The 12,541-nt window shown below is 69.4% G+C and carries 13 protein-coding genes and 1 riboswitch; of the genes, 9 read left to right on the top strand and 4 right to left on the bottom strand.

What is annotated here, in order from left to right:
• Positions 1-30 precede the first annotated feature (30 nt).
• The 6 genes from ABD793_RS22240 (at position 31) to ABD793_RS22215 (ending at position 6,684) form a co-directional block, all read left to right on the top strand.
• Positions 31-2,082 (top strand): DUF6779 domain-containing protein, encoded by a 2,052-nt coding sequence (locus ABD793_RS22240; RefSeq protein ID WP_344862951.1) that lies wholly within the window; start codon positions 31-33, stop codon positions 2,080-2,082.
• A gap of 53 nt (positions 2,083-2,135) precedes the next feature.
• On the top strand, positions 2,136-3,296 hold the full coding sequence (locus tag ABD793_RS22235) for a PrsW family intramembrane metalloprotease (RefSeq protein ID WP_344862949.1): 1,161 nt from the start codon (positions 2,136-2,138) through the stop codon (positions 3,294-3,296).
• 200 nt (positions 3,297-3,496) lie between these two features.
• Positions 3,497-4,450 (top strand): Rossmann-like and DUF2520 domain-containing protein, encoded by a 954-nt coding sequence (locus ABD793_RS22230; protein ID WP_425548739.1) that lies wholly within the window; start codon positions 3,497-3,499, stop codon positions 4,448-4,450.
• Positions 4,447-5,355 (top strand): pantoate--beta-alanine ligase, encoded by a 909-nt coding sequence (gene panC, locus ABD793_RS22225; RefSeq protein WP_344862945.1) that lies wholly within the window; start codon positions 4,447-4,449, stop codon positions 5,353-5,355. The genes ABD793_RS22230 and panC overlap by 4 nt, the downstream gene beginning before the upstream one ends.
• Positions 5,356-5,367: 12 nt before the next feature.
• A complete protein-coding gene (gene panD / locus ABD793_RS22220; protein ID WP_344862943.1) occupies positions 5,368-5,862 on the top strand; it encodes an aspartate 1-decarboxylase in 495 nt (164 codons plus the stop codon).
• 48 nt (positions 5,863-5,910) lie between these two features.
• Positions 5,911-6,684: a type III pantothenate kinase gene (locus ABD793_RS22215; protein WP_344862941.1), complete on the top strand. Its 774-nt coding sequence runs from the start codon at positions 5,911-5,913 to the stop codon at positions 6,682-6,684.
• Between the two features lie 4 nt (positions 6,685-6,688).
• Here ABD793_RS22215 and ABD793_RS22210 read toward each other — a convergent pair whose 3' ends face one another.
• Entirely contained in the window at positions 6,689-7,003 is a 315-nt protein-coding gene (locus tag ABD793_RS22210) for a DMT family transporter (RefSeq protein ID WP_344862939.1), read from the bottom strand.
• A gap of 32 nt (positions 7,004-7,035) precedes the next feature.
• Positions 7,036-7,098, bottom strand: a riboswitch (guanidine-III (ykkC-III) riboswitch).
• A 47-nt stretch (positions 7,099-7,145) separates the two neighbouring features.
• On the bottom strand, positions 7,146-7,910 hold the full coding sequence (locus ABD793_RS22205; RefSeq protein ID WP_344862937.1) for a class I SAM-dependent methyltransferase: 765 nt from the start codon (positions 7,908-7,910) through the stop codon (positions 7,146-7,148).
• 83 nt (positions 7,911-7,993) lie between these two features.
• Between ABD793_RS22205 and lysS the strand changes: the two genes are divergently transcribed.
• Both lysS and ABD793_RS22195 read left to right on the top strand, forming a co-directional pair.
• Complete coding sequence (lysS, locus tag ABD793_RS22200; protein WP_344862935.1) at positions 7,994-9,502, top strand: lysine--tRNA ligase; 1,509 nt, start codon at positions 7,994-7,996, stop codon at positions 9,500-9,502.
• 151 nt (positions 9,503-9,653) lie between these two features.
• Positions 9,654-10,007 carry a histone-like nucleoid-structuring protein Lsr2 gene (locus ABD793_RS22195; RefSeq protein ID WP_344862933.1) on the top strand — a complete coding sequence of 118 codons (354 nt, stop codon included), beginning with the start codon at positions 9,654-9,656 and terminating at the stop codon, positions 10,005-10,007.
• Positions 10,008-10,122: 115 nt separating this feature from the next.
• Here the strand turns inward: ABD793_RS22195 and ABD793_RS22190 are convergent, their stop codons facing one another.
• Positions 10,123-10,932 carry an AraC family transcriptional regulator gene (locus ABD793_RS22190; RefSeq protein ID WP_344862931.1) on the bottom strand — a complete coding sequence of 270 codons (810 nt, stop codon included), beginning with the start codon at positions 10,930-10,932 and terminating at the stop codon, positions 10,123-10,125.
• Positions 10,933-10,997: 65 nt separating this feature from the next.
• On the opposite strand from ABD793_RS22190, the gene ABD793_RS22185 reads away from it, so the two are divergent.
• The gene (locus ABD793_RS22185; protein WP_344862929.1) at positions 10,998-11,567 is read left to right on the top strand and encodes a TIGR03086 family metal-binding protein; all 570 of its coding nucleotides are present in this window, start codon (positions 10,998-11,000) and stop codon (positions 11,565-11,567) included.
• 18 nt (positions 11,568-11,585) lie between these two features.
• On the opposite strand, the gene ABD793_RS22180 is transcribed toward ABD793_RS22185, so the two are convergent.
• Positions 11,586-12,434 (bottom strand): (2Fe-2S)-binding protein, encoded by an 849-nt coding sequence (locus ABD793_RS22180; protein ID WP_344862927.1) that lies wholly within the window; start codon positions 12,432-12,434, stop codon positions 11,586-11,588.
• Between the last annotated feature and the right edge of the window lie 107 nt (positions 12,435-12,541).

Genomic DNA, 12,541 nt, shown 5'->3' with positions numbered 1-12,541 from the left:
TTCGGGTCACTGGAAGGTACGGTGTCAGGCATGACTGGCGTGGGTGACGACGCGCGCGGCCGCCTTCTCGGCAGGCCGTGGCTGATCGTCGGATTGGTCCTCGCGGTCGGGGCAACGCTCGCTCTGGTGCTCAGCGACGACCTCCGGTTCCTCCGGCTCGGTATCGTCGCCGCACTCTGGGCGGCGTTGATCGGTGCGTTCCTGGCCGTGCGGTACCGCAAGAACGCCGCACACAGCGAGGACGCGGTCGCCGAGGCGCAGGCGGTGTACGAGCTCGAGCTGGAACGCGAGATCGCGGCACGGCGCGAGTACGAGCTGGAGATCGAGGCCGAGACGCGCGAGGCGGCGCAGGCGCAGTCCCGCGAGGAGCTCAACGCGTTGCGTGCCGAGGTGATCGCGCTGCGGGAGAGCCTGCAGTCGCTGCTCGGCGGCGAGGTGCTGCTCGAACGCGTGGCGCTCACCGCGCAGGCCACCCGCATGCGTGCGCTCAACGACGAACAGCGGCTGGTCACTGCCGGTGCGGACGGCAAGAACGGCAACGGCCGCAAGCCTGCCCAGTTGCTGGCGCCGAAGAAACCGCCTGCCGAGCCCGTCGAAGGGCCGACCGAGCTGATGGATCGCGTGCTGGAGGGCTCCCCGGGGGAGCGTCGGCGCCCGTCGGCCGCGAACGGTACCCGCGCGGTCGCCCCCCGCGCCCAGCAGCTTTCCCGCACCCAGCCGTCTCCCGCGGAACCCGCCAACGGCCACCGGCCTCGCGATCCCGGCCACGACGACGGCGACCCGTTCGCCCATGCCGCCGCGGGACAGGACGAGTCCGAGTCCGGTCCGGAATCGGCCGCCGCCCGAGCCGTCAAGGAAGCCGAACTGCGCGCCGATGCGGCCCGCCGCCAGGCAGCGGAGTCCCAGCCGACCCGCACGGTCGCCCCGGTGGCCAAGCCCGAACCGGCCGCGGAAGCCGCCGCCGAATCGGCCCGGCAGGCACCCCGGCTCGGCGCCCGCCAGGGACCGCGGCGCCGTCCGGACCGCTTCGATCCCGCACGGTCCGAACCGGCGCGCCCCGAACCCGCGGAACAGACCGAGATCTCCGCACCGGCCGCCGCCGCACGCCGCCCCGAACCCTCCTCCCGCCGGTGGACCGACGGCGACCAGGAACCGATCGAGCCGAACGGTCACCGCACCGGCGCCTGGGCCGGCGGCGAACCGGCCGTGCCGAACGGCCGCCGGTCCGCGGGCCGGTGGAACGAGCACGAGCAGGCGCCGCCCGCCCGCCCCGAATCGGCCGCGCCGGCCGAACGCCGGTCCCCGGTGCAACGGGCCGAAACCGAGCCGGAGCCACCGGCGCAGGCCGAGCCGTCCGAGCCGGAAGGCCGCCGGTCCGCCGGGAAGCGCTGGGCGGAAGCCGAACCGGAGCCCGCCCGCGTCCAGCCGAACGGTCGTCGACGGTGGTCCGAGCCTGCCGGGGAATCCGCTGGCGGACGGCGCGCAACCGGTCAATGGTCCGCACCCGCGGACGCGAAGCCGGAGACCAAGCCCGAGGGCAAACCGGAGGAAACCACCGCGGCGTGGCAGCCCGGATGGGAAACCGGTTCCGCCGAGCCGAAACCGGCAGCCGCGCCGACGTTCCACTCGCCGTCCCGGCTGGAACAGTTCTCCCGGTCCGACCTGTCCCCGTTGGCCGAGGAGACGCCCACCGGACGACACGGCGCTCCCGCGGCCGACGAGCCGGCCAATTCGACGCTGCCGGAATCCGTCCGGGACAACGCGGTCAACGGCACCGGTGGCCGCCGTCGCCGTGCGGACGGCGAATCGGCGCCTGCCGTCGGACGTCGCCGCCGTCCGGACGGCGAACCACCGGCGTGGGAAAACCAGACCGCCCCTGCGCACGGCCGCCGCAGTGCGCCGGAGCCCGAGGAATCCGCGCACCGTCAGCATTCGGCTCCGGAAAACGAGGAACCTGCGCACGGCCGCCGTTCGACCGAAACGGGCTCGCACGCGTCCGGGCGTTCGGTCACCGAGCTGCTCGCGGCCAACGGCAAGGCGACGGAATCCACGCCACGCCGCCGCCGTCGCGCGGAGGACTGAACGCGATCAGTCCACCCGGCATCCGCTGTTCCGTCTGCGTAGGGTGACCGGTCGTGAACGGAACCCTCCCCGCGAAGGGCTCGGCTCCCCTCTCCCGCCGCGTCACCGTCCTGCTGCCCGTGTTCGGCCTCATCGTGGTGGCACTCTGCGGCTTGTTCCTGTTCGGTCTGGCCACGGCGAGGGTCGGCTGGCTCGCGGTCGCCATCGGTGTGGTCGCGGCGCTGGTGCCGGTCGGACTGGTGGTGGCCGGATTCCTGTGGGTCGACCGCTGGGAGCCCGAACCGGCGAAACTGCTGCTGCTCGCGTTCGCCTGGGGCGCCTGTATCGCCACGATCGTCGCGCTGCTCATCAACAGCGGTGCCGAAGCGGTCGGTGACCTCCTGCTCGGCGGTGGCGGCGGCAGCAAGCTGTCCGCGTTGCTCTCCGCACCGCTCGTCGAGGAGGCCGCCAAGGGTGCCTTCGTGCTCTTGATCTTCTGGCGGCGCCGCGACGAGTTCGACGGCGTCGTCGATGGCGTTGTCTACGCGGGCGTCACCGCGGCCGGTTTCGCGTTCACCGAGAACATCTACTACTTCGGCCGGGCGTTCGCCGACTACGGTTTCGGCACCAGCGGCAACGCCGGGGTACTGACCGCGTTCTTCCTCCGTGGGGTGCTTTCGCCGTTCACGCATCCGCTGTTCACCGTGATGACCGGTATCGGTTTCGGGGTGGCCGCGCGCACCACACAGCGCTGGGTGCGGATCTGCGCCCCGCTCGCCGGGTACGTCGTCGGCGTCTGCCTGCACGCGTTGTGGAACAGCTCGGCCACACTCGGTGGCTCCAAGGCGTTCCTCACCGTGTACTTCCTGGTGATGGTGCCGTTGTTCATCGGGGTCATCTACGTGATCGTGCTGCAACGGCGGCGGGAACAGCGGATCGTGGCCGCCGCGCTGCCCCGGATGGCGGCGGCCCGGTGGATCGCGCCGTCGGAGGTCCAGCTGTTGGCGAGCCTGTCCGGCCGCCGGGCGTGGCGACGGCAGGCACGGCGCGAGTCCGGCCGGGCCGCGGCGCGGGCGGTCGGGCAGTACCAGGCGAGCGTCACCGAACTCGCCTTCCTCCGGCGTCGCAGGCTCCGCACCGAGGAGGACCGGCACCGCCAGGACGAACTGCTCCGTGCCCTCGCCACGGCCCGCGCGGACGCGATGAAATTGGCCAACAGCGGCAACACTCGGTGATCATCCCCCCGCGCGGGGTAGCTCGACCGTGCCCAAAACCGATCTGCACCGGGGGACGTCTGTCCGGCAACGCGGTGACCCGGCTAGGGTACGGCCGCTGCTGGACGCCCCGGGTGAAGCTTGTCACCCAGGCGCCGTGAACCGGCCCGGTCCGGGCTACTCTCGCGCCGTCGTCTGGTACCCGCGCCGTAAGAGCGGGACTGGAACGAGCACTAGGAGTTTCGAGCCATGAGCGTCCACAGGCGCACGCCATGAACCGACCGGCTCGCCTCGCGGTCGGCGTCGTGTCCGCCGGCCGGGTGGGTAGTGTCCTCGGTGCTGCGCTGGCCAGGGCCGGACACACCGTGGTCGCCGCGTCCGGACTGTCGGCCGCGTCGCTGAACCGCGCCGAACGGCTGCTGCCCGGCGTCCCGCTGCTGCCACCCGACGAGGTCGTGCGCCGTGCCGACCTGGTTCTGCTCGCACTGCCGGACGACGCGCTCCCCGGAATGGTGCGTGGCCTTGCTGCCACCGAGTCCGTGCGGCCCGGCCAGATCGTGGTGCACACCTCCGGGGCGTACGGCGTCGACGTGCTGGCACCGGCCACCGAGGTCGGTGCGCTGCCGCTCGCGCTGCACCCCGTGCTCACCTTCACCGGCCGTGAAGAAGACCTGGAACGCCTGGCCTCGGGAAGTATCGGGGTCACCGCCGCGGCCGTCGACGAAGCGGCGTGGAACGTGGGTGAGGCGCTCGCGGTGGAGATGGGTGCCGAGCCGGTGCGGATCCCGGAGCCTGCTCGCGCGCTCTACCACGCGGCGCTGGCGCACGGTGCGAACCACCTGATGACACTCGTCGCCGACTGCGCGGAAATCTTGCGCACGGCCGGAATCGGGCAGCCGGAACGACTCGTCGCACCGCTGCTGTCGGCTGCATTGGACAATTCCCTTCGCCATGGCGACCGGGCGCTCACCGGACCGGTCGCGCGTGGCGATCTCGGCACCGTCGGAAAGCACCTCGACGTGCTTTCCGAGCAGGCTCCACAGGTCGCCCCGGCCTACCGGGCGCTGGCCCGGCGCACCGCCGAACGGTCCCGAGCCGCGGGCCTGCTCGGCGCGGCGGAAGCCGACGCACTGACCGATCTCCTCGCCGACCCCGCCGAAGGACAGACCCCGTGACGACTCCGAAGTTCCAGCGCAGCAGGCTCAACACGTTCCAGCCGCCCGAGCAGATCAGCCAGGTGAGCCGGGCGCTGCGCGCGGTCGGGCACAAGGTGGCACTCGTGCCCACTATGGGCGCGCTGCACGACGGGCACCGTGAGCTGCTGCGCCGTGCGAAGCGACTGCCGAACACGGTGGTTGCCGCGTCGATCTTCGTGAATCCGTTGCAGTTCGGCGCAGGGGAGGATTTCGAGGGGTACCCGAGGTCGCTGGACGAGGACCTCGCGGCACTGGCCGAGGCAGGCGTGGAACTCGCCTTCACGCCGAAGGCCTCGGACCTGTACGCGGAGAACGCGGTGATCACCGTGAATCCCGGTCCGCTCGGCGACGAGCTGGAAGGGGCTTCGCGGCCGGGGCACTTCGCCGGGATGCTGACTGTCGTGGCAAAGCTGTTCAACCTGCTGCGTCCGGATTACGCCTTCTTCGGGGAGAAGGACTACCAGCAGCTGGTGCTGATCAAGCGGATGGTGGCGGACCTGAACATCGACACCCGCGTGATCGGGGTGCCGACCGTGCGGGAACGCGACGGGCTCGCGTTGTCCTCGCGCAACGTCTACCTGACGCCGGGGCAGCGAGCGGACGCCGTCGTCCTCTCGGCCGCGCTTTCCGCGGGGGCGCACGTCGGCCGAGAGGGGGCCGGGGTGGTACTGGACGTGGCGAGGCAGACGCTCGCCGCCCGTCCCGGCGTGGCAGTGGATTACCTGGAGTTGAGGGGAACCGACCTCGGGCCCGCGCCCGTCGACGGTGAGGCACGGCTGTTGGTCGCGGCAAGGGTGGGGAGCACCCGGCTGATCGACAACGTGGGAGTGCTGCTCGGAAACGCTGTGGAGCATCCGGGCGTGGAGCTGGACGCAGGGGAATAGGGAGAGTCCACGATGTACCGCACGATGCTGAAGTCGAAGATCCACCGGGTCACCGTGACCCAGGCGGATCTGCACTACGTCGGGTCGGTGACCGTCGACGAGGATCTGATGGACGCCGCCGATCTGCTTCCGGGCGAACAGGTGTCCATTGTGGACGTCACGAACGGGGCCCGGCTGGAGACCTACGTGATCAAGGGCGAGCGCGGCAGTGGCGTGCTCGGCATCAACGGCGCCGCGGCGCACCTGGTGCATCCCGGCGACCTGGTGATCCTGATTTCCTACGGGCAGATGGACAACGCGGAGGCGCTCACCTACGAGCCACGCGTGGTGTTCGTCGACGAGGACAACCGGATCGTCGAGCGCGGGGTGGATCCCTCGCACGCGCCGGAGGGCTCGGGCCTGCTCAGCGGCACCGTCACGCTGCCGGAGGAGGACACCATCGCCTTCCCGGTTGCCGAGACCGCCGATGCACGGCGCCTCGACGCGTTGCTGCACGCCGAAAACTGAAACTCCCTCGCCGGCGATGCCGCCGCGCCGTGGTAAAGGAAGTCCTCGTTGCTGCTCACGGTCGACGTCGGCAACACCAACATCGTCCTCGGTCTCTACGCCGGGCAGGACCTCGTCGGTGACTGGCGGATGCGCACTGACGCGCGGATCACCGCGGACGAACTGGCACTGACCATGCGTGGTCTGCTGGGTTCGCACGCGGACGCGATCACCGGCATCAGTGCACTGTCCACAGTGCCCGCGGTGCTGCGGGAACTGCGCGTGATGCTCGGCCGGTACTACCCGCGGCTGCCGAAGATCGTGGTGGAACCGGGCGTGCGCACCGGAGTGCCGCTTCTCGTGGACAATCCGAAAGAGGTCGGCGCGGACCGGCTGGTGAACACACTGGCCGCACACCATCTGCACGCCACCGCTTGTGTGGTGGTCGACTTCGGCACGTCCACGAACGTCGACGCAATCTCGGCCAGGGGTGAATTCCTCGGTGGGGCGTTCGCTCCGGGCATCGAGATCTCCGTGGACGCGCTCGCCGCCCGTGCCGCCGCGCTGCGCAAGGTGGAACTCGTCCCGCCGCGGTCGGTGATCGGCAAGAACACCGTGGAATGCCTGCAGTCGGGCATTCTCTACGGATTCGCCGGGCAGGTGGACGGCCTCGTGCGGCGGATCGTGCGCGAGCTCACCCACGATGGCACCGAGCCGGTTTCGGTGATCGCCACCGGCGGTCTTGCCCCGCTCGTGCTCGGCGAATCGGAGACGATCACAGAACACGTGCCCGACCTGACGCTGCTGGGCCTGCGGCTGGTGTACGAGCGCAACGTGCGTTGAGCGGTCAGTGCAGCAGCTTGAGCCCCACTACCCCGGCGACGATCAGCACCAGGCAGGCGATCCGGCCGAACGACACCGGATCGTGCAGCGCGAGGATGCCGTATGCCGCGGTGCCGACCGCGCCGATGCCGACCCACACCGCGTAACCGGTGCCGATCGGGATTGCCCGCAGGGAGTAGGCGAGCCCGGACATGCTGAACAGCAGAGCCACGAAAAACAGCACACTGGGCCACAGTTTGCTGAAGCCCTTGGACGCAGCGACCGCAGCAGCCCACACGGTTTCGAGGACACCGGAGAAGACGAGGACGAGCCAGGCCATGATCGAACCCTTTCGCAGTGGCTGGTTGAGTCACTGCGCCGTCTTGTCCTGACCGGGTACGACGCGCTCGTCCGGGGCGCAGGCAGCGCCACTTCGAAGCTAGCACCGCCGGCGCACCGGCGGTGGTGACCTTCGTCGCCGCTCAGCTCCGACGGGCGCGCGAGACGGTGGTGACCAGCGGGTAGTCGAATTCGCCGCGCGCGGTCTCCGGCACCGTGTGCAGGTACGCGCGGGCCTGGCCGAGCAGATGGTCGCGGACCTCCGGTTCGGCGACCAGCAGGGCCGAATGCGTGGCCACCGTCGCCAGCAGTGACTCGGTGGTACGCCGGTGGCTGTGCCCGAATTGCTCCCGCTCGAACGGTCCGAAGCCCTCGGCGGTCAGTTCCTGTTCCCCGTCCAGGACCTGGTGGCTCGCCTTGGTGAAGAGCAGCCGGGAGAACCTCCGTGCCCATTCCACCGAATCGTCGTCGTAGTTCCACAGCGCCACCACGACCCCGCCGGGCCGCAGCACCCGGTGGATCTCGGCGAACGCGGGCGCCAGGTCGAACCAGTGCAGGGCCTGTCCGATGAACACCGCGTCCACCGAAGCGTCCGCCAAGGGGATGTCCTCCGCCTTGCCGAGCCGGGCAGGCACGTCCGGCAGCAGCCGGGTCAGCTCGGCGAGCATTTCCGCGTCGGGTTCCACCGCGGTCACCGAACGGCCGGTCGCGACCAGCCCTTCGGTGAGCTTCCCGGTGCCCGCGGCGAGGTCGAGGACCTCGCGCACCGGGTGGTCCGCGCCGGACATACCCCATTCGAGTGCGGCGAGCGGGTAATCGGGGCGGTGCTCGGCGTAGGCGGCTGCCTGGCCGCCGAAGGACGAGGCACGCCGGGCGTGCAGTTCCGCATCGGCAGTGGGATCGGTCACGACACCGCACTCTAATACCGTCGCGGATGCGGTAAGGGTAATCCGGTTGCCATGGTTCACCAGTGGGTTCGTACGCTGTGGTCATGACCGAATTCCCCGCGTCCGACGCGTTGCCCGATGACGACCTGCCCGAACAGATGCGGGTACGCCGGGACAAGCGCGACCGGATAATCGCGGAGGGTGCCGATCCTTACCCGGTCGAGGTTCCGCGGACGCACAGTCTGGCCGAGATCCGCGCCGCGCATTCCGGTCTCGAACCGGACATCGCCACCGGTGCGGTCGTCGGGATCACCGGGCGGGTGATGTTTCTCCGCAATACGGGCAAACTCTGTTTCGCCACTCTTCGTGAGGGCGACGGTACCGAACTGCAGGCCATGCTCAGTCTCGCGCAGGTCGGTGCAGCGGCACTCGCCGCGTGGAAGTCGGATGTCGATCTCGGAGATCACGTATTCGTGCAAGGTGAGGTGATCACCTCCAAGCGCGGTGAGCTTTCCGTGATGGCCGACCGGTGGCAGCTCACTGCCAAGTCACTGCGTCCGCTGCCGGTGGCGTTCAAGGAGCTCGCCGAGGAAACGCGAATCCGCCAGCGTTATGTGGATCTGATTATGCGTCCACGGGCCCGCGATGTGGTGCGCACGCGTGCCGGTGTCGTGCGTTCCCTGCGGGAGTCATTCCACCGGCGTGGATTCACCGAGGTGGAGACGCCGATGCTGCAGACTCTGCACGGCGGTGCCACGGCCCGGCCGTTCGCGACCCATTCCAACGCCTTCGACCTCGATCTCTACCTGCGCATCGCACCGGAGCTCTACCTCAAGCGCTGCGTGGTCGGCGGGATCGAGAAGGTCTTCGAGATCAACCGCAACTTCCGCAACGAGGGCAGTGACTCCTCGCACTCGCCGGAGTTCGCCATGCTCGAGTACTACGAGGCCTACGCCACTTATGACACCAACGCGGTGATGACCAGGGAACTCATCCAGGAAGCCGCGGAGAACGTGCTCGGTACTCAGCTGGTGACTCTTGTCGACGGAACGGAGTACGACCTTTCCGGCGAATGGACGACACTGGGCATGTACGAGTCGCTCTCCGAAGCACTCGGTGACGAAGTGACTCCGCAGACGCCTGCCGCGCAACTGCACAAGATCGCGCAGGCACGTGAGATCGAGGTGGATCCGGCACTCGGCCATGGCAAACTGGTCGAGGAACTCTGGGAGCAGCTCGTCGGTGACGATCTTCTGGCTCCGACATTTGTGCGTGATTTCCCCCTTGAGACCTCACCGCTGACCCGGCAGCACCGCACTCGCGCCGGAGTGGCGGAGAAGTGGGACCTCTACGTTCGCGGTTTCGAACTCGCCACCGGATACTCCGAGCTGGTCGATCCCGTGGTGGAACGGCAGCGGCTCACCGAACAGGCCCGGCTCGCCGCATCCGGGGATAGTGAGGCCATGCGTCTCGACGAGGATTTCCTGCGCGCCCTCGAGTACGGAATGCCACCGAGCGGTGGGGTCGGAATGGGGATCGACCGGCTGCTCATGGCACTGACCGGCCTTGGTATCCGGGAGACGATCCTCTTCCCCCTCGTCCGACCCGAATAACCGGGTCGGACACCGGGTGCCGCGGGTTTATCCGCATTGCGGATTTGCACTCGGGGGACCGAGCGGGTATTAATATGGGTGACAAAGACTTCTGTCCCCGGGGCTCGCCCCGTAACCAGATCATTCGGGTAAGCCCCGCAGGAGGAATCAGATGGCGCAGAAGGTGCTGGTCTCCCTGGTCGACGACCTCGACGGTACTGAGGCCGAAGAGACCGTCGAGTTCGGTTTGGACGGTGTGAGCTACCAGATCGATCTCTCCTCGGAAAACGCCGAAGAGTTGCGGGACGCGCTCGCTCAGTACGTGGAACACGCCCGTCGTGCGGGTGGCCGCAAGCGCGCACCGCTGCGCCCGGTTCCCGGTGGCAAGGCCGCTGCCCGGCCGGCCGCGGTCGACCGGGAGCAGAACCAGGCCATTCGCGCATGGGCCCGCAAGAACGGTTTCCAGGTTTCCGACCGCGGCCGCATCCCGTCCGAGGTCGTCGAGGCTTACCACAAGAAGAACTGAGTGCCGAATCACTCGGGCAACCGAGTGGATTCCGCGTCCGCGGAACGTGATCTGCCGGGGAACGGCAGGAGAACTCGTTCGCGGAGAACTCGCAGTGCGGTGACGGCCGCCGGGATCATTCCCGGCGGCCGTTTCGCATGTCCGGGACTGGCCGGTGTGCGGAGCGGGTGAACGCAGCCGGCGAGCATCCGGTCACCGCGCGGAAATCACGGATGAAGTGTGCTTGATCGCTATAGCCGAGCCGTGCCGCGAGTCCGGCGTAATCCGGAGCGGGTTCGGCGGCCAGCCGGCGTGCGGCTTCGTCGAGCCGGTAAATCCGGATGGCCCACTTCGGCGTACTGCCGACGTGTTCGGCGAACAGCCGTTGCAGTGCACGGATGGACGTTCCGGTGGCCGCGGACAGTTGGGCAACCCTGGTGATTCCGGGATCGGCCGCGATTGTTTCCACCGCATCGGCGGCCGCTCGCGCCGCGGCCGGAAAGGGCCGCCGGTGTGCTCTCAGCAAGTTGTCGAGCGCGGTGATCAGGTCCTCGTCGGTCCGTGCGTTCTGGACCTCGGCTGCGGCGGTACCGAAAATCTTCGTCACTTCGACGACCCGGCCCGCCAGAGTTCGCACCGGCGCGTCGAGGAATGACCGGAAGCACCCGGGCCGGAACCGTGCCGCGATTCCCCGCACCCGGCCTTCCAATCGGTGCGTGAAGACCTCGCGTGCCGGGCCGTACACACCGGTCGCGCCGGGGAAGAAGGTGACGTGCACTGACAGGTTCGGCAGCACCTGCTGTTCGTACGGCTCGGTGAGGTCCCAGTGCAGGAGCCAGTAGTACTCGACGATTTCGCGCAGTTCCGCCGAGGGCGTATGCCGCCGCAGCGTGAACTTGGTGCGGGCCACCTGCTCGTCCACGATGCCGCGGGGAATCCGGCGCATGCCGAGCACGGTAGTGCGTCGCGTTCGTTCAAGACGCCGCTCGCGAACCGTGTTTTGCTTCGCTCATGTCTGACCACTCCGCTCTGTTGGCCCCGGCAGCGGCCGAACTGCTGCGCGTCGCGGCCGCAGCGCCTTCACTGACCGCGCCCACCCCGTGTACCGACTACGACGTCCGCGGTCTGCTCAACCACCTTCTCTACTGGGGCCCGTGGCTCGCTGCAGCCGGACGACGGGAGCCCGGCCAAGCGTCCGTGGACGGCGAAGCCGGCGCCTCGCTCGTCGGGGAGGACTGGCTCACGCTCCTCGCGAAGCAGACGGACGAGCTGGTCTCCGCCTTCACGCCGGCCTCGGCCTGGACCGGCACGCTGAGGCTCGGCACTGCCGAACTGCCGGCATCGTTTGTCGGGGACATGGTCCTGGGGGAGTTCGTGCTGCACGGCTGGGACCTCGCGCAGGCGAGCGGCAGCACCCTGTCGTGCTCCGACGAGGCCGCCGCCGCGGTGCTCGCTTCGGCGGTCGCGATGGGCGAACAGGCCCGTTCGACGGGCGTTTACGGCGCGGCGGTTTCGGTACCGGCAGACGCGCCGCTCCTGGACCGTGCGCTGGGGGCGTCCGGACGTGACCCGAATGCCTGAAAATTCACCCGTTGTGGTTCATCGGCGGCAGATGCGCGGGCACTCGCCGCACTCCGCCTCGTCGGGCAGCAGGTAGGAGAAGCAGCAGCTCTCGCGCCGCCGTTCCCACGTCCGGTGACCTTCGGCGTCGACGGTCGCCTGCATCGTGGATGCCGAGGTCAGGGGGTGATACCGCGCGTCAAGCACGAGCGCGGCGTCTGCGACACCGGCGCCTTCTGCCTCCGGAGTGCCACCTTGCCGTCCGGCCCACCAGAGAGAGTTGTCGAGCGCATCGGTGGCGGCTGCCCACAGCATCCGACGGCCAAGCCGCGTACCCGGCGCGTACGCGCGGACGAAGCGGGCTGCGTGTGCCGTGAACTGCGCGCGCAGCGTCGCGGCCAGCGCGCGCTCGTCGCGGACGACCGTGGCCTCCTGGCGTGCCGAACCGGGATCGGTGGGCAGGCAGTAGAAGGCCTTACCGAGCACGGCCATGCCCACCGGGTGCGGGCGATCGTCGCCGAGGTTGAACGCGAGGTGCTCCGGCTTCAACGACGGCACGCGCCGTTCGTGGTGCAGCAGGAGCGCGCCGACGTACGCGGGGACGTGCAGGTACCACGACATCACGTAGCTGGCCGCGGTGCGCTCGGGTGCCACGCCGTGCGTCGCGATGAGCCAGTCGGACAGCCGGGTACGCCAGTCGGTGAACAGCTCCGGTCGTTCCAGCAGCTCCGCGCAGCGGGACCAGCCGGAGGGGAAGTCGGTGCGCAGCTCACCGCGCTCCTGGCGGCGGCCGGCTCGCAGCAGCGAGGACGCGAGGTCGTCACCGACCCCGCCGGCTCCGCGGGCCTCGTGGGCAGCGCGGCCGGCGCGGGAACGCTGCGGGTTCACCGGTGCACACCCCGTCCCGTCGGCGACAACATTAGGCGTGCCTAACCTAAAGGAGGACGCCGGATTGCGCCAATCGGGTGCCCATCAGGTGGACCACCCGGGGGTGG

The organism is Amycolatopsis ultiminotia, from assembly GCF_039536925.1.
In the GTDB taxonomy this organism is placed as follows: domain Bacteria; phylum Actinomycetota; class Actinomycetes; order Mycobacteriales; family Pseudonocardiaceae; genus Amycolatopsis; species Amycolatopsis ultiminotia.
The sequence above is the reverse complement of the archived record's forward strand: the minus strand, read 5'-3'. Positions and strand labels throughout refer to the sequence as shown.